The sequence below is a fragment of the Winogradskyella sp. J14-2 genome (genome assembly GCF_001971725.1).
Lineage (GTDB): Bacteria > Bacteroidota > Bacteroidia > Flavobacteriales > Flavobacteriaceae > Winogradskyella.
The window spans coordinates 286,868-303,659 of the sequence record NZ_CP019388.1 but is presented as its reverse complement, the minus strand read 5'-3'; the positions used below and the strand labels follow the sequence as shown (position 1 = coordinate 303,659).

At 33.4% G+C, this 16,792-nt stretch carries 16 protein-coding genes; 7 read left to right on the top strand and 9 right to left on the bottom strand.

Features of this window, described 5'->3' with window-relative positions; translation table 11 throughout:
* Positions 1-281: 281 nt before the first annotated feature.
* The 7 genes from BWZ20_RS01495 to aroC form a co-directional block, all read right to left on the bottom strand.
* Positions 282-1,442 carry a flavohemoglobin expression-modulating QEGLA motif protein gene (locus BWZ20_RS01495; protein WP_076615302.1) on the bottom strand — a complete coding sequence of 387 codons (1,161 nt, stop codon included), beginning with the start codon at positions 1,440-1,442 and terminating at the stop codon, positions 282-284.
* The gene (locus BWZ20_RS01490; protein ID WP_076615300.1) at positions 1,442-2,272 is read right to left on the bottom strand and encodes an N-formylglutamate amidohydrolase; all 831 of its coding nucleotides are present in this window, start codon (positions 2,270-2,272) and stop codon (positions 1,442-1,444) included. The genes BWZ20_RS01495 and BWZ20_RS01490 overlap by 1 nt, the downstream gene beginning before the upstream one ends.
* The gene (locus tag BWZ20_RS01485; RefSeq protein ID WP_076615298.1) at positions 2,272-2,607 is read right to left on the bottom strand and encodes a hypothetical protein; all 336 of its coding nucleotides are present in this window, start codon (positions 2,605-2,607) and stop codon (positions 2,272-2,274) included. Before BWZ20_RS01485 ends, BWZ20_RS01490 begins: the two co-directional genes overlap by 1 nt.
* Positions 2,608-2,612: 5 nt before the next feature.
* The gene (locus tag BWZ20_RS01480) at positions 2,613-3,212 is read right to left on the bottom strand and encodes a hypothetical protein (protein WP_157358295.1); all 600 of its coding nucleotides are present in this window, start codon (positions 3,210-3,212) and stop codon (positions 2,613-2,615) included.
* A 10-nt stretch (positions 3,213-3,222) separates the two neighbouring features.
* Positions 3,223-4,260, bottom strand: a complete 1,038-nt coding sequence (gene gshB, locus BWZ20_RS01475) for a glutathione synthase (protein WP_076615294.1) — start codon at positions 4,258-4,260, stop codon at positions 3,223-3,225.
* 61 nt (positions 4,261-4,321) lie between these two features.
* Positions 4,322-5,647: a dicarboxylate/amino acid:cation symporter gene (locus tag BWZ20_RS01470; protein WP_076615291.1), complete on the bottom strand. Its 1,326-nt coding sequence runs from the start codon at positions 5,645-5,647 to the stop codon at positions 4,322-4,324.
* An 80-nt stretch (positions 5,648-5,727) separates the two neighbouring features.
* Entirely contained in the window at positions 5,728-6,798 is a 1,071-nt protein-coding gene (gene aroC, locus BWZ20_RS01465) for a chorismate synthase (protein ID WP_076615289.1), read from the bottom strand.
* Between the two features lie 208 nt (positions 6,799-7,006).
* Between aroC and BWZ20_RS01460 the strand changes: the two genes are divergently transcribed.
* Positions 7,007-7,858, top strand: a complete 852-nt coding sequence (locus tag BWZ20_RS01460) for a UDP-2,3-diacylglucosamine diphosphatase (protein ID WP_076615287.1) — start codon at positions 7,007-7,009, stop codon at positions 7,856-7,858.
* Here BWZ20_RS01460 and BWZ20_RS01455 read toward each other — a convergent pair.
* Positions 7,850-10,786, bottom strand: coding sequence for an FAD-binding and (Fe-S)-binding domain-containing protein (locus BWZ20_RS01455; protein WP_076615284.1), 2,937 nt, complete (start codon positions 10,784-10,786; stop codon positions 7,850-7,852). The genes BWZ20_RS01460 and BWZ20_RS01455 overlap by 9 nt on opposite strands.
* A 146-nt stretch (positions 10,787-10,932) precedes the next feature.
* Here BWZ20_RS01455 and BWZ20_RS01450 point away from each other — a divergent pair, with 146 nt between their 5' ends.
* The 6 genes from BWZ20_RS01450 (at position 10,933) to BWZ20_RS01425 (ending at position 15,858) form a co-directional block, all read left to right on the top strand.
* Entirely contained in the window at positions 10,933-11,409 is a 477-nt protein-coding gene (locus BWZ20_RS01450; protein WP_076615282.1) for a hypothetical protein, read from the top strand.
* Positions 11,410-11,545: 136 nt separating this feature from the next.
* The gene (gene gcvT / locus BWZ20_RS01445; protein WP_076615280.1) at positions 11,546-12,628 is read left to right on the top strand and encodes a glycine cleavage system aminomethyltransferase GcvT; all 1,083 of its coding nucleotides are present in this window, start codon (positions 11,546-11,548) and stop codon (positions 12,626-12,628) included.
* A 30-nt stretch (positions 12,629-12,658) separates the two neighbouring features.
* A complete protein-coding gene (locus BWZ20_RS01440) occupies positions 12,659-13,489 on the top strand; it encodes a sugar nucleotide-binding protein (RefSeq protein WP_076615277.1) in 831 nt (276 codons plus the stop codon).
* 53 nt (positions 13,490-13,542) lie between these two features.
* A complete protein-coding gene (locus tag BWZ20_RS01435; RefSeq protein ID WP_076615276.1) occupies positions 13,543-13,830 on the top strand; it encodes a 4a-hydroxytetrahydrobiopterin dehydratase in 288 nt (95 codons plus the stop codon).
* A 55-nt stretch (positions 13,831-13,885) separates the two neighbouring features.
* On the top strand, positions 13,886-14,632 hold the full coding sequence (locus BWZ20_RS01430; RefSeq protein WP_076615273.1) for a YebC/PmpR family DNA-binding transcriptional regulator: 747 nt from the start codon (positions 13,886-13,888) through the stop codon (positions 14,630-14,632).
* 131 nt (positions 14,633-14,763) lie between these two features.
* Complete coding sequence (locus tag BWZ20_RS01425) at positions 14,764-15,858, top strand: heparan-alpha-glucosaminide N-acetyltransferase domain-containing protein (protein ID WP_076615270.1); 1,095 nt, start codon at positions 14,764-14,766, stop codon at positions 15,856-15,858.
* On the opposite strand, the gene BWZ20_RS01420 is transcribed toward BWZ20_RS01425, so the two are convergent.
* The gene (locus BWZ20_RS01420; RefSeq protein WP_076615267.1) at positions 15,855-16,778 is read right to left on the bottom strand and encodes a LysR family transcriptional regulator; all 924 of its coding nucleotides are present in this window, start codon (positions 16,776-16,778) and stop codon (positions 15,855-15,857) included. The genes BWZ20_RS01425 and BWZ20_RS01420 overlap by 4 nt on opposite strands.
* Positions 16,779-16,792 lie beyond the last annotated feature (14 nt).

The following is a 16,792-nucleotide window of genomic DNA, read 5'->3' as shown; positions in this document are numbered from 1 at the left end:
TAACATGATAGCATACTCACTGAGAAACACCATTTACTTACTGAAAACAAAACCTTGCTAAATACTAGTTTTCTAAAAACATAGCTTAAGATACTTTTGGTTGCGAGCTTTTTTAAGTTAATGGTTTTAAGCTTAGTAATTTTAAGCCTCAAGGCAAGATAATTTTCAGTTTAACCCTAACTTCTGTTAGTTAGGAACGAGTTAAATTCCTTAAAGAAATAAGTCTAACTTCTTTGAGGTATCCTGAAAATATGGATAGAAAATATTTAGCTTTGAGGTTTTTACTTTAAACTCTTTAAAATAAAATCTAAGTTAGGATTAGTATTGTCATTTACCACATAGGCATCTGTAAAATACTTTGGTTTTACTGCTAAGCCAAGATCAATAAGTTTGTTCATAGTAGGTATATATTCTTGACTAACTTTACCTGTCAACAAGACACCTAGATCATTTCCAGCTTTAGCGTATTTATAAATATTTCTAATGCCTTTAAGGTATAGATGATCTTTTGTAAATCCACCACCTCTGTGTACTCTTAAGGTAATTGCAAAAGCTTTATCTCGGTTTAGCTTATGTTGGTTGTGTAACAAATGGAATGTGTCAGCAAAATTATACCCTTTATTTAGGCTGTCTACAGCAATAACCCTAAATGCCAGCTCTTTTAACCGTTCAATAGTTAAGCAACCACTCATAAATTCAGAATACACTGCCAAACCTTCTTGAGTTTCAACATTGTTAGGTAAACCATTAGAAAATACTTTTAATGGTTGTTCTAGTGCATTAAAAGTCGTTACCATGTGTACTCCAATCTCGTGATTTGATAATACTTTAAGCTGATTTAAACTGTATTTATGACTTTTTCTTAATACCAAAGTTTGCGTATTATTCAAAACCATGGCAGCTGCAGAAAGATTATTAGAAATCTTTATGTTGTATTTAAAATCGTAGCGCTTAGAAAATTCAGCAAAATAATCTCTAGCTTCACTCGCGTTATACATAGGGAGCATTTCCTCATCAAACTCAGAATCATCAAAGCGTAGAATAAACTTTGCGTTTTCAATGTCTTTTTCGGTTGGAGTACCAAAACTCTTAAGACTATTAAAATAAAACTTACGACCTTGACCAATAGTTTCTATACATTCTATTAAACCAGAATATTCGTAAATAATGTCTTCATACAACTGTCTAATAGCCTCATCTTCTATACGCTCTAGACGCTGCGAAAAAAATAAGCGATGTAACTTGTAACCATTAAATCGCATTTTTGGATAATTAAACTCTGGTTCGTAATTAAATTTTGCTGAATAGAACTTTTTCTTTTCTGCAGCAATATTCTGAGGGTTGATATAATTTAGTAACTCTATATTCTTTACCAACCTGTTAAGATTAGCATCAATATCAAATAAATCTTGAAACTCTTCTGTAGTCTTAATCTGGGACATTAGGCCTTAAACTTTGTGTAAAATTCGTCTGCATGCTTCGGTATAAGTGTCTTTAATTGCTGTTCTACAGCAGCAACAACTTCGGGATAAATTATCTGTTTATATTCATCGCAATACACCTTAGCTATTTCGGTTGCCAAAACTAAAGTATTTTCAAAAGTATTGGTAATGAATTTTAAGAAATATCCATTTCCTTGAAAGGTATCGTTAATCTTGGCTGTTTGCTTTATATCATTAGGCAACTCGATACTTTCTAGCATACATCGCCAAGATTCCACTTCTTCACCAAAGCGATTGTTATCAATATTAGAGGTTCCTAAATTCCATGTTGGCACTTCCCTATCCCAACGTTGCCAATTATAACTATGCATATCGTAAACTATGCACACACCAAACTTTTCTTCAATCTTGGAGATTAATGCTTTTACGACTTTATAAAAACTAGCATGTTTCTGCAGACTTTTGGTTTTTTCGGTTTTTGGTAAAGGATGCTTCCAAAGTTGTTTTCCCCAAGCAGTATCAAAAACGGCATTGCTCGGATCTCTATTAAGGTCATATTCGAAACGTGAATCGCAACCAGAAATTACTATAGGATGAGAAATAACCATGTTTTTGGTTTCAGGATCTTCTTCATACCACCTATCATACGCTGAGTGTAGGCAATTATCCCAAAGGTCTTTTCTAAATTGTTGCCCATCATGCACTGCTCCGCATACATAAGGCACATAATCATCTACTTTTAAAGTAAAAGAATAATCATCAGAAACTGCATGAAAGGTTTCTTCTGTTTCTATTTTAGCTACAATAGCATTTATTGAAAGTCGCTCCATTATAAAGTCTTGAAGAGTCGTTCTAAAGATTTCAGCATAATGCGTTCATTAATATTAAAATCGCCATCTGAAAAAAACAGCGTTTTTATATCTTCTAGAAGGATTTCTACATCTTCTCTATCGTAATTATGCTGTCTAAGACTAGTCATTATTTTTTGGATGCCTTGGTAGTCGTTATCCTTATCAAACTCATCATGAATTTCTGAAAAGGTTTTCATATCTACTTTAGAAATAATGACATTACGCTCTTTATTGTTTTCTTTAAAGTCTGAGTTTGCAGCAAATAATAAAATATATGCCACAAGTTCGTCTCTTGTCCAGTCGATTGTTTTCATAATCGTTATTCTATATAGATTTTTACGTTAGGATAAGTCTTGTATGTTTCCCAAAATTCAGGTCTAAATTGCTTAATGTATTTTTGATGAAAAATAGATTTTAATTTTTTCTTCTTTTTCTTCCTAATCTCAGTCGAAAATAAATCAATTAATTTAGTTTTAACTCCAGAGTTTTCAAAAAGCATGTCTCTTCCCTTATCATCAAATACCATTAATGATGAATAAATATCACTAGGTTTTTCTGCACCATACGTTACTACAGTATATTTACCACCATTAGAAAACAAATCTATGTCTTTCCAAATAAGATAGGTATTGTAGCTATTTTCTGGTTGAACACCATCATTCCATTCCCCATAATTATTATACATTACCCAAGAAGTATAAAATGCTGAATAAGTACACTCAAACTTTAAAGCACTGACCGATATAGTATCTTTTTGAACTATAAAATCTGAGGTTGAGATGGACGTTCCAGAAAAATCATCAACATACAAATATTCGCATTTGCCATCATGAAATTTAGATTTTTTATATCTCTTAGTAGCGCAATTATAAAAGCAAAAAAGAGTAATTATTGAAATGAATAAAGTATTACTTCTCATCAAAATAAATTTAAGCCTCATCAACAGCCTTACGAAGTCTTGTACGTCTGTCAAAAGCTTGAAGTTGATCTAGTACCTTACTTTCTAAGAAGTCAATAACCTTTTCTTCAACCTTAATCTTATTCTTGTACACTTTATTGATGTAGGTAATTCCGCCTGGTGACATTACATTAACTTCAACCAATTTACCTCCAATAACATCTATACCCACAAAGTATAAACCATCTTTAACCAGTTTTGGTCCTATTTGTTTGCATAGTGCCTTCTCTGCCTTAGTAAGTGTATGCTTTTGTACGCTCCCTCCTGCTGAGACGTTAGAACGATGATCGTCAGAACCAGGAACACGTTTCATAGCACCAACAGGCTCGCCGTTTAGCATTAAAATCCTTACATCGCCTTGGTCAGCGCCTTCTATATAATCTTGTAAGATGACATAATTAGAAGTGCCATCGGAATTAGATATATAGAAATCTAAAAGCGAATTAATATTGCTCATAGCTGACTTTTCTATCAGAATAACTCCTGAACCTCCAAATCCATTTAGAGGTTTTATAATCATTTTATCTGCCTTAGATTCCTTAATCTGACGCACCAAATACTTTTTATTTTTTGAAACATGCGTATTTGGAATGATATTACTGTGGGCATCTCCAAATGCAGCAGTATATAGCTTATTATTGGCCTCACGCATGCCTTCTAAAGAATTTATAATGAATACATCATCTTTTACTGAATCCAAAAAATTGAGCATTATGGGATCTAAAGGTGGATTTGCTCTAAAAAAAATAGCATCAAATCCTGCTAGCGGCAGCATTTCTTCTCTTAATTTCACTTTATTATAGAATGATTTAAGGGTTGAGGGCACCTTATCCATTCTACCAATAACATTACAAAAAGCATTAGTAACACTATCTCTAATTGTTAAGTTGGCTGGAGTGCACATGGCTACGCCATGACCTCTTTTAGAGCACTCTTTTATCAAGGCAAGACTAGTATCATTTTCGGGATCTACTTTATCCCAAGGATACATTATAAAGCAAATATTCATCTAAATCTATGTATTGTTGGTTAATGGACTGTCTAATTTAATGAAATTATAATTAGCAAACTTATTTTACTTTTTTATAATTATCATCCCATTCCTTCGGCTTAGGGTCGTCATGAAGTTTACCTAAAGATTTAGCAACCATCATAGAGACAGTAGCATCTCCAGTAACATTTACTACTGTTCTACACATATCTAACGGTCTGTCTACTGCAAATATTAACGCGAGTCCTATGGGAAGTAGTTCAGCAGGAAAACCAATCGACTCTAAAACTATCACCAACATCACCATACCTGCACTTGGTACCGCTGCACTACCAATTGATGCTAATAGCGCTGTTAATACAATAACCAACTGATTAGTAAAGGTTAACCCTTCGGGCCAAATAACTTGCATAATAAACACTGCCGCTATACCTTGGTATAAACTAGTTCCATCCATATTAACAGTTGCGCCAACTGGTAAAACAAAACCAGAAACTTCTTTGTCTACACCGAGATGTTCTTCAACACGCTCCATAGTTACAGGAAGTGTAGCTGCACTGCTACTTGTTGAAAATGCTAATAACTGAGCCGGACTAATTTTATTAAGAAACCACATTGGCGATTTTTTTGTAAAAATCTTCACTAATAGCAGATAGAAACAAATCATTAATAACAAACCTACCACAACACATAATGCATATTGAAGTAGTTTCAATAATATTTCGGTATCATCAAATGCAATAATAACATTTGCCATAAGCGCAAATACTGCATATGGCGCAAACAACATAATCAGATCTACCATTTTCATGACGACTTCATTGAGCGAATCAAAAATATCTATCATGGGTTTGGCTTTCTCATCACCAATTAAAAGCAAACAAATTCCTACAAATAGCGCAAAAAATATCACCTGTAACATTTTTGCTTCACCCATGGCCTGAAAAATATTACTAGGAAAAATATCTACTAATGCTTGTAGTGGTCCAGAATCTTTTTGGGCACTAGCTTTGGTTAATTTATCAGTGACACCTTCGTCATTTTCATACTTTGTCTTAATTTTTTCAATAGTGTCTTTTGGCATTCCTGTTCCGGGTTGTACAATATTTACAATAGATAGTCCAATTACAATAGCAACTAATGTTGTACCAATATAAATGGTGATAGTGCGCAAACCCATATCTCTTATTTTAGAAATGTCTTTTAAATCTGAAATTCCTTTTATTAATGAAGCTAGTATTAATGGGACTGCGATTAATTTTAACAGATTAATAAATATAGTGCCAAAAGGTGCTATCCAATCGGTAACAAATTGCTGACCATTCACGGCATTCATAATGAATCCAAAAATAATTCCCAGAATCATTCCTATAATAATCTTCCAGTGTAATGCTAGTTTCTTCATACATACTTCCTGCGAATACAGGAATCTTTTTAATTAAACTTACTTTTATGTTCTGAAATTTCTGCTTCCTCAGAAATTCATTACCAATCATTAGACTCCTGTCTACGTAGGAGTGTGTAATCCGCCAAAACCAAGGCTGCCATAGCCTCTACGATTGGCACAGCACGCGGTACAACACAAGGATCATGTCTACCTTTACCTTGCATTACTACAGTTTCGCCTTTGCTGTTTATAGTTTCTTGTTTTTGTAATGTTGTTGCAACTGGCTTAAACGCAACTCTAAAGTAAATGTCCATACCGTTACTAATACCGCCTTGTATACCTCCTGATAAATTGGTTTGTGTACTTCCATCCTCATTAAACTTATCGTTATGTTCGCTACCAATCATTTTTGCACCACAAAAACCACTTCCATACTCAAAACCTTTTACTGCGTTTATCGATAACATGGCTTTGCCTAACTCAGCGTGTAGTTTGTCAAAAACAGGCTCGCCCAATCCTGATGGTACATTTTGTAATACGCAAGTTACGGTACCTCCAATAGTATCGCCTTGTTTTTTAACTTCTTTTACTTTGGCAATCATTTTTTCAGCAGAAGCTTCGTCAGGGCAACGGATGATATTAGATTCAATTTTACTAAAATCTAAATCCTGATAAGGTTTATCTATAAAAATATCACCTACAGAAGAGGTGAAAGCATTAATCTTTATTGAAGATAACATTTGCTTAGCAATAGCACCAGCCACTACTCTACTTGCAGTTTCACGTGCAGAACTTCTTCCTCCGCCTCTGTAATCTCTTACACCATATTTTTTATCGTATGTGTAGTCTGCATGACTAGGTCTGTATACCTCTTTGATATGCGAATAATCTTTTGATTTTTGGTTAGTGTTTTTTATCACAAAACCTATTGGAGTTCCTGTTGTTACGCCTTCAAAAATACCAGACAAAAATTCTACTGTATCTGGTTCTTTACGTTGCGTTACAATTTTAGACTGTCCTGGTTTACGCCTATTTAGTTCGTTTTGAATTGCCTCAAAATCTAATTTTAAACCCGATGGACATCCATCAATTATTCCACCTATTGCAACACCATGAGATTCACCAAAAGTTGTGAGTTTAAATAGTTTGCCGAAAGAATTTCCTGCCATTAATTCTTATTTTACGCTAATGTAAATGTATTATTACAGAAACAAAAATCATCATCTGTTTTTTGAGATTCATTATAACTTCAAATCCAGTGATTTTAACACAACTTTTCTCATAACAATTTCGTAACAGTTTACTCATAGTTAGTTAATTATATCATTACAATCAGTTAATAACTATACATGTAATTTGTAGCATTGATTTTTAGCCTTGAATTTAAAGAGAAAAGTAGAAATAGCGGTAATATCTGATGTTCATTTAGGAACGTTTGGCTGCCAGGCCAAACAACTTTTAACCTACTTAAACAGTATTGAGCCTAAGAAGTTAATTCTTAACGGCGATATTGTTGATATCTGGCAATTTAAAAAACGTTACTTCCCAAAATCTCATTTAAGCGTTATAAAAAAAGTGATGGACTTTGCTGCAAATGGCACTGAAGTCATTTACATTACAGGCAACCATGATGAAATGCTTAGAAAATTTACCGATACAGCCATCGGAAACATCTCTATTGTAAATAAACTAGTTCTTGATTTAGATGGTAAAAAGGCATGGTTTTTTCATGGTGATGTTTTTGATATTTCTATACAAAATGCTAAATGGCTTGCCAAGCTTGGTGGTTGGGGATATGACCTTTTAATTTTAATGAATAGCGTGGTGAATTGGGGATTAGAGAAGCTTGGAAAAGAGCGATATTCCCTTTCTAAACGCATTAAAAACAGTGTTAAAGGTGCTGTGAAGTATATAAATGACTTTGAAAAAGTTGCTACTGATCTTGCAATAAAAAATGGTTATGATTATGTGGTTTGCGGTCATATACATCAGCCAAAAATGCTTATTAAAGAAAACAAGCACGGTAAAACCACCTATTTAAACTCTGGTGATTGGGTAGAGAATTTTACGGCATTGGAGTATCAATTTAAACGCTGGAAAGTCTATAACTACAATAATGACAAACTTTCTCCTTTCTTTGCCGACGAAGATCTAAAGGATATGGATGTTAAAGATCTTATTGCTGCCATTACCATTGTAGAGCAACCCAAAAAGAAAAAGTTAAACTAAAGCTTCTCTAAGAATTGAAACAGGATGCTTAGCAATACGTCCTGTACCATCTTTTATTTGATGTCTACAACTTGTGCCATTTGCTGCAATTATAGTATCATCTGACGCTTTTCTTACAGCAGGAAACAACGTTTGCTCACCTATTTGCATACTAATTTCATAGTTATCTTTTTCATAGCCAAAACTACCTGCCATTCCACAGCAGCCACTTGGTATTATGGTAACTTTGTAATTTTTTGGTAAATTAAGAATATCGAAACTTGATTTTTGATTACCTGACGCCTTTTGATAGCAATGGCCATGAAATTTAACCGTTTTGCTTTCTTTGGTAAATTGATTGGAAGTAATGTTACCTATTTCAATTTCTTTTTGAATGAACTCTTCTATCAAAAAAGTACGATCTGCAATAGATTTTGCTGCCATTTTATCATCTGCTAATTTTAAGTATTCATCTTTAAATGTTAATATGGCTGAAGGTTCTATACCTATCAAAGGAAAATCGTCATTAATAAAATTTTTAAAGAACGTTATATTCTTATCAGCTATAGCCTTAGCCTCTTTTAAAAACCCTTTAGACAAAAAACTTCTACCGCTTTCTAAATGACTTATATCTATAACATTATACCCTAAATTAAAAAGTAATACTTTAAGATCTAAAACTATATCAAATTCTAAAGAGTTACTAAACTCATCTACAAACAAGTAAACTTCTTTAATTGGGTTTCGTACAAGAAATGATTTCTTTTTAGCCCATTTAGAAAATGATTTAGAAAACAAAGGCAAACTTCTTTTAGGATGAAGATCTAAAGAAGCATTCATAAAACCTCGTATAAATTTTGTTGTAAATAATACATTAGCTAAACTAGGAAAACGAGATGCCATTCTGTTATACTTAGTTGCATTGGCATAAAACTTATCTTTAAAAGTTACTCCGTTTTCTTTTTGATATTGATATAAAAATTCGGCTTTTAAGCTTGCGACATCTACACTACTTGGACATTCACTTGCACATGCTTTACAGCTTAGGCAAAGGCTAAAAACATCTTTTAATTCTTTATGGTTAAATTTATTCTTCTTTTCAGAATTTGTTAAATACTCACGTAACGCATTAGCTCGCGCTCTTGTGGTATCTTTTTCGTTTCGTGTAGCTCTGTAACTCGGACACATTACTCCACCAAACTCTGGTAACTTTCTACAATCACCAGACCCATTGCATTTTTCGGCTTCACGAAGAATACCTTTGGAGTGTGAAAAATCTAAAAACGTTTCTATTTGCGGTTCTTCTCTATCACTTTTGTACCGTAAATTTTTATCCATTGGAAAAGCATCTACAATCTTTCCAGGATTAAAAATATTATCAACATCAAAGGCTGATTTTATTCGTTTTAATAATTGATAATTTGCTTCACCAATCATTAAAGGAATAAACTCAGCACGCACAATACCATCACCATGCTCGCCAGACATAGAGCCTTGATATTTCTTTACAAGTTTGGCGACATCAGTGGTTATAGCTCTAAACAATTTAACATCCTCAGACTGTTTTAAATCTAAAATTGGTCTAAGATGCAATTCACCAGCTCCAGCATGCGCATAGTACACTGCGTTTTGGTTATAAGAGCGCATAAGTGTTGTAAACTCTTCAATGTAAGCATCCAAATCATCTAAAGCCACAGCAGTATCTTCAATACAAGCCACTGCTTTTTTATCACCAATCATGTTGCCCAAAAGCCCTAAACCTGCTTTCCGCAACTCTAATGCTTTGGTAATGTTTTCGCCTTTAAGAATTGGAGCTGCATAACTTAAACCGAGCTCATCAGCTGTCTTTACAAGGTTTTTAATTTCAAGATCTAATGCGCCTTGAGTTTCAGCTTTTAGCTCGCACATTAAAATAGCTGTAGGATTTCCTTCTATAAATACTCTGTTTTCTTGCTGCATTTTATTATGCTTTGTGAGATTTAATATAGTGTCATCCATCATCTCACACGTATGCAAATTGTGTTGCATTAATGGTTTTACAGCCTTCATACAATTTGCTATGCTTTCAAAATGAAAAGCCACCATAGCACTATTTTTTGGTGGTAAATCATCTAGTTGAAGCGTTATTTCTGTTGTAAATGCAAGTGTACCTTCACTTCCTGCTAGCAATTTGCACATGTTGAATTTTGAACTTTGACTACGCTCAGATGCCGAATTAGAGAAAACTTCAGATTTAATTAATTCATCGATCGCATAACCTGTATTTCTTCTATGAATACTGGCTTTAGGGAAGTTCTCCTTTATTTGTTTTTGTACTGATTCAGATTTTAATTCTTCATAAATCGATTTATAAATATGCCCTTCTAAGGTGTTTTCTTTTGTTTTTCGAAGAAAATCATCTTTTGTTATTGTCTCAAAGGCAGCTTCACTCCCGTTACTTAAAAGTGTTTTTAAACTTAGTACCTTATCTCGTGTTACACCATACTGAATCGATGTAGTTCCTGAAGAATTATTACCTACCATACCACCAATCATACAACGATTTGATGTGGAGGTATTAGGTCCAAAAAACAAACCATAAGGTTTTAGATGGTTATTTAGTTGATCTCTTACCACACCAGGTTGAACTGTAACAGTTTTTTTAACCTCATTGACCTTTATAATTTGAGTAAAATATTTAGAAACATCTACTATAATACCTTTGCCCACAACTTGCCCTGCCAAAGAAGTTCCGGCAGTTCTGGGTATAAGTCCTATATTATGAATATTTGCAAACGCAATAAGTTTTTTAATATCTGCTTTTGTTTTGGGCAAAGCCACTGCTGTTGGCAACATTCTATATACTGATGCATCGGTCGCGTAGAGCTTCAGCATTAAATCATCAAAGTAAATTTCGCCTTCAAAATTCTTGCTTAAGATCTGTAAATGTGCTTCTAAATTTGCAGTCATGTTAATTCAAATATTCAACATTAACAACTATTAATGTTGTCTTAAATCTCATTGTTCAAACTCAATTTTAACATAATTTCGTCGTTATTATGGTTTAACAATAAAACAACTTGTTGGAAATATAAACACTAAAACTCAAAATTCTTATGAAAAAAATAATTTTATTACTTACAGTTTTTGCAAGTTTTACTTTTGCCGCAAGCGCGCAAGAAATTGCTGATAACGCTATTGGTCTTAGACTTGGAGATAGCGATGGCTTTGGTGCAGAGATATCATATCAACGCGCTCTTGGCGATAACAACCGCCTAGAGGTTGACTTAGGGTGGAGAAGTGGAAACAGATACGATGGTTTTAAATTGACAGGATTATACCAATGGGTTTGGCAATTAGACGGAAACTTTAACTGGTATGCTGGTGCTGGTGGAGGCTTAGGCTCTTATAGCTTTGATGACAATGATTTTGATGACGAAACATTTTTATTTGTTGCCGGAGATATAGGGATTGAATATAACTTTGACATCCCATTGCTTCTATCTTTAGACTTTAGACCAGAGCTTGGTTTTGGTGACTTTAGAGACGACTTAGATTTTGATATTGCCTTAGGTATTAGGTATCAGTTCTAATTATTAAAAATATATTAATAAAGCTACCAAAATCTGGTGGCTTTTTTTATGATAATAAGCCATAAAAATTCTTTAATTTAGCGCAACTTTTTTAAACCGACTATAATCCTAATTTTAGGTCATAAAATATATTTAGATGAAAAATACTGCTTTAACAGAAACACACGTAGCTCTAGGCGCAAAAATGGTTCCTTTTGCAGGATACAATATGCCTGTACAATATGAAGGTGTAAACATAGAACACGAAACTGTACGTAAAGCTGTTGGTGTTTTTGATGTGTCTCATATGGGCGAATTTTTAATTGAAGGCCCACATGCTTTAGAGCTTATTCAAAAAGTATCGAGTAATGACGCTTCAAAATTAGAAATTGGAAAAGCACAATACAGTTGCTTACCAAATGATGATGGAGGAATTGTAGACGATCTAATTATTTATAAAGTTAAAGACGAAACCTATTTACTTGTTGTAAATGCCAGTAATATTGAAAAAGACTGGAACTGGATTACTTCAAAAAATGATGTTGGTGCAGATATGCGAGATTTAAGTGAAGATTATTCACTTTTAGCAATACAAGGTCCAAAAGCTGTTGAAGCTATGCAGTCATTATCTAGTCATGATTTATCTGCTATTACATTCTACAATTTTGTTGTTGGTGATTTTGCAGGTATAGAGCATGTAATTATCTCTGCTACTGGTTACACTGGTAGTGGTGGTTTTGAGATATATTGTAAAAACTCTGAAGTAAAGCAAATTTGGGATAAAGTATTAGAAGCTGGTGCCGACTTCGGCATTAAGCCAATTGGCTTAGCAGCAAGAGACACCTTACGTTTAGAAATGGGTTATTGTTTATATGGAAATGATATAGATGATACTACGTCGCCAATTGAAGCTGGTTTAAGTTGGATTTGCAAATTCAACAAAGAATTTACAAACAGTGAAGCCTTACAAGCAGAAAAAGAACGCACACCAGAGCACAAATTAGTCGCTTTTAAGTTAGACGAAAGAGGTATTCCACGTCAAGGTTACGACATAGTAGATAATAATGGTAATACCATTGGTAATGTAACTTCTGGTACAATGAGCCCTAGCTTAGGGATTGGCATTGGCCTAGGTTATGTGCCTAAAGTTTTCTCTAAAGTAGATAGTAAAATTAATATTCAGGTGCGTAAAAAGGCTATTCCTGCAACGGTTGTAAAATTACCGTTTTATAAAGGATAAAACGTTTTGAGAATTAGGTAGTAGGAATTAATGAAGAAGCATTTAAGCAAACACAGAATCCTTATTCTTGGGGCTAGTGGCTACATAGGTAATGCCCTTTATAAGGAATTGGGCCCTTATTTTAAAACCTATGGCACCTATAGAACTCCCAAAAAAATGTTTGAAAGTAATAAACATTTTTTTCAATATAATGTTGAAGAAGACGATGTTTACGAAATTTTAAATGCTACAAAACCCACAATTGTAATTTCTGTAATTAGAGGAGATTTTACCGCACAGACCATTGCACATCAACACATCGCTGAGTATGCACTAGAGTATGGCACAAAAATTATCTTTTTGTCATCTGCCAATGTTTTTGATGCATACAGCAAATACCCAAGTTACGAGCTAGATAAAACGTTAAGTCATAGCATTTATGGGCATTTTAAAATAAAAATTGAGAATATGTTGCTACGTCTGCCAAAAAAACAAGTAGCTATATTAAGGTTACCAATGGTTTTTGGTCAACAATGTCCCAGAATACAAGAAATGAAACTATGTATTGCAGAAAACGAATCGGTTGAAATCTTTCCCAATCTCATTATGAATGTTACACTAGATAAAAAAGTAACACAGCAAATCCATTACATTATTAATAGAAACAAATATGGGATATTTCATTTAGGAAGTACAGATTTGGTGCATCATGATGAATTTGTAAAACAGATTTTAGAAGCAATTAGTCCCCAAAAAGTATCACTAAAGCATGTTTACACCACTAACGACGACCGTTACCTTGCCGTTTTACCAAAGTTTAATAAATTACCTAAGCATCTTCAAATTACCAGTGATAAGGTTTTAGAAGAACTTATAAAATAATCTTGACTACCACATGGTATTTTATTAAATTCGGTTAATAAAAAACATAACATATGAAATTAGATGATTCTACAATTGAAAAAAAATTGCTTCACTTTCCTGAATGGGAATATTATGATAATGCTATTCATGCAGAACTAGAATTTAACAACTTTAAAGATTGTTTTAGCGCTATGAGCAGAATTGCTTTTGAGTGTGAAGCATTAAATCATCATCCCAATTGGAGTAACGTATACAACGTTTTAAAAATATCGTTATCTACGCATGATGCAGGTGGTGTAACGCAAAAAGATTTTGACCTAGCTGAAGCTATAGAAGCTATTGTAGAAGCAGAAGATTAGACTTTAAAATATTTAACTTAATTAATTACTTTTACGCGAATAAATTTTAATCACTATGGGAAGAGCTTTTGAATTTAGAAAAGCAAGAAAAATGAAACGGTGGTCTGCCATGAGTAAAGCTTTTACTCGTATTGGCAAAGACATTGTAATGGCTGTAAAAGAAGGTGGACCAGATCCAGACAGCAACTCCCGTCTAAGGGCAGTAATACAGAATGCAAAATCTGTAAATATGCCAAAAGATAATATAGAACGCGCCATAAAGCGTGCCTCAGATAAAAACCAGGGAGACTATAAAGAAGTAATTTTCGAAGGTTACGCGCAACACGGCATTGCAGTTCTCATAGAAACAGCAACAGATAATAATACGCGTACAGTTGCGAATGTTCGTAGCTATTTTAACAAATGTGACGGTAGCTTGGGCACATCTGGTTCTGTAGTTTTTATGTTTGATCATACCTGTAATTTTAAAATAAAAGGTGATGATTTAGATTTAGAAGCACTAGAGCTCGAACTTATAGATTTTGGTGTAGAAGAAATCTTTGAAGATACCGACACAGATGCAGACGGAAATGAGGTAACTAGCGTTATAATATATGCGCCTTTTGAAAGTTTTGGTAGTATACAATCTTACTTAGAAGATAATAATATTGAAATTGTTTCGTCTGGTTTTGAGCGTATTCCACAGGTTACAAAAAAACTTACACCAGAGCAGGCTGAAGACGTAGAAAAACTTCTCGAAAAGCTAGAGGAAGATGATGACGTTCAAAATGTGTATCATACAATGGAAGAAATAGAAGGCTAAGAGCTTATCTAAATATTTCAAAAAGTTAAAGAGAGTTTATGCTCTCTTTTTTGTGCTCTGCACTAGAAACTTAATTTTTTAAGGACAATTAAATACGTAAACTCTATCTTTGTTATTCAACTCATTTCAAATTGAGCAAACAACGTCTTTATTTTATTGATGCTGTAAGAGCTTTTGCTATCTTAATGATGTTACAGGGTCATTTTATTGACACACTCTTAGATGTGTCTTACAGAGATGACAATAATACAGTTTTTATTGTGTGGAAATATTTTAGAGGTATTACTGCACCAACCTTTTTTACAATTTCTGGATTAATATTCTCCTACCTACTAATAAAAGCAAAACGCAGCGGTAACGTAGCGTTTAGAATAAAAAAAGGATTATACAGAGGTCTTTTATTAATAGGTATAGGCTACCTTTTGCGTGCACCAATTTTTCAATGGCTATATGGTAATTTTAATTCACCTTACTTCTTACTTATAGATGTATTACAATGTATAGGGTTATCACTCATTTTAGTGGTTGGAATTTATAAATTTACCTTAAAAAAAACACTTTTGTTTTCAGCACTAATGTGTTTTTTTGGTTTTACTCTTTTTCTTACAGAACCGCTTTATAGATTCTTAGATTTACCAAATGTACCAAGAGTTTTTGCTAATTGGCTAACAAAAGACTATGGCTCTGTTTTTAATATTATTCCATGGTTTGGATATGTTGCCTTTGGTGCTTTTATAGCCACTATCTTCTACAGGTACCTAGAACGGCCAAAATTTAAAGTTGGTATTATATTAGGTTTTATATTTTGCGGACTGTTTTTTATTTTTAAGTCTAGTTGGCTTTTAATGCAATTATATTTTATTACAGATATAGAGCTTTTAAAGGACGTGGCTTATTATAATTATTTGTTTACCAGATTGGGTAACGTACTGATACTGTTTGCTGTTTTCTATGCAATAGAGCAATATATAAAACAACCGTTATTACTTAAAATAGGACAAAAAACCCTATCCATATATGTTATTCACTTTATAATTATTTATGGAAGCTTTACAGGTGTAGGATTACATCAAATCCTAGGAAAAACCTTATTGCCTTGGCAAGCCATTATTGGTGCAGTTTTATTTTTAACATTAGTGTGTTTTATTTCGTTTTACTATGTAAAAACAAACGCTTTTTTATATAACAACGTACGTCGTTTAATAAAAAAACTAAAACGGATTTAGTAAGCCTCATACCAATCAAAGTTCTCTCTTATAATTCTTTCCTTTTCTTTGTTTAAAAACTCCAAATATGCTTTGGCCACAGGCGAGAGGTTTTTAGATTTCTGCCAGACTAAGTTCCAGTTGGTTGTAATAGGTAGTCCTTTAAAAGGAATAATTTTTAAATCACCATTTTTTAATTCGTTCTTTATACCTATCATAGGCATTATGGAATATCCTAAACCTGCTATTACTGCTTGCTTAAGTGCTTCATTTGATGTAAGCTCCATTCGTTTGGGCGTACTAATATTATGACTGGCTATAAAAGACTCCATGGCATTACGTGTAGCAGAGCCATCCTCTCTGTATAACATTGGGTAGGTTTCAAAAATTTTCTTTGTAGATACCTTACGGTTAAATTTATCCTTGGTGCCTCCTACAAGATATAGTTTGTTTTCCATGAGTTCTACCCTATTTAAACTCAGCTGGTCTGGTATTACGGAAACTAAGGAAAAATCAACTTCGTTATTCTCAAGACTTTTAACAACACTTTGTTTATTGGTAACATCCATGATAAGATCTACACCCTTATTTTTATTTGTAAAGTCAGATAAAAAATACGGCATAACATACTTTCCGGTAGATACAACCGAAATTTTCAACCTACCTGCAACCTGGCCTTTAAATGACATTGTCTTGTAATTAATTGCATCTACCTCGTTAAGGATTTTTTCGGCAGCTTCTGCAATTTCCCATCCAAAATCAGTAACATAAAGTTGCCTCCCAACTACCTCTGTAAGCGGTATAGAAAACTGATCTTGAAATTTTTTTAACTGAATTGAAACAGCAGGTTGACTCAAAAATAAAGCTTCGGAAGCTTTTGTAATACTCTTTAGCTGAGTAATTTTTAGAAAGATCTGTAATTGATGTAACGTATAATTCATAAATAATAATTATA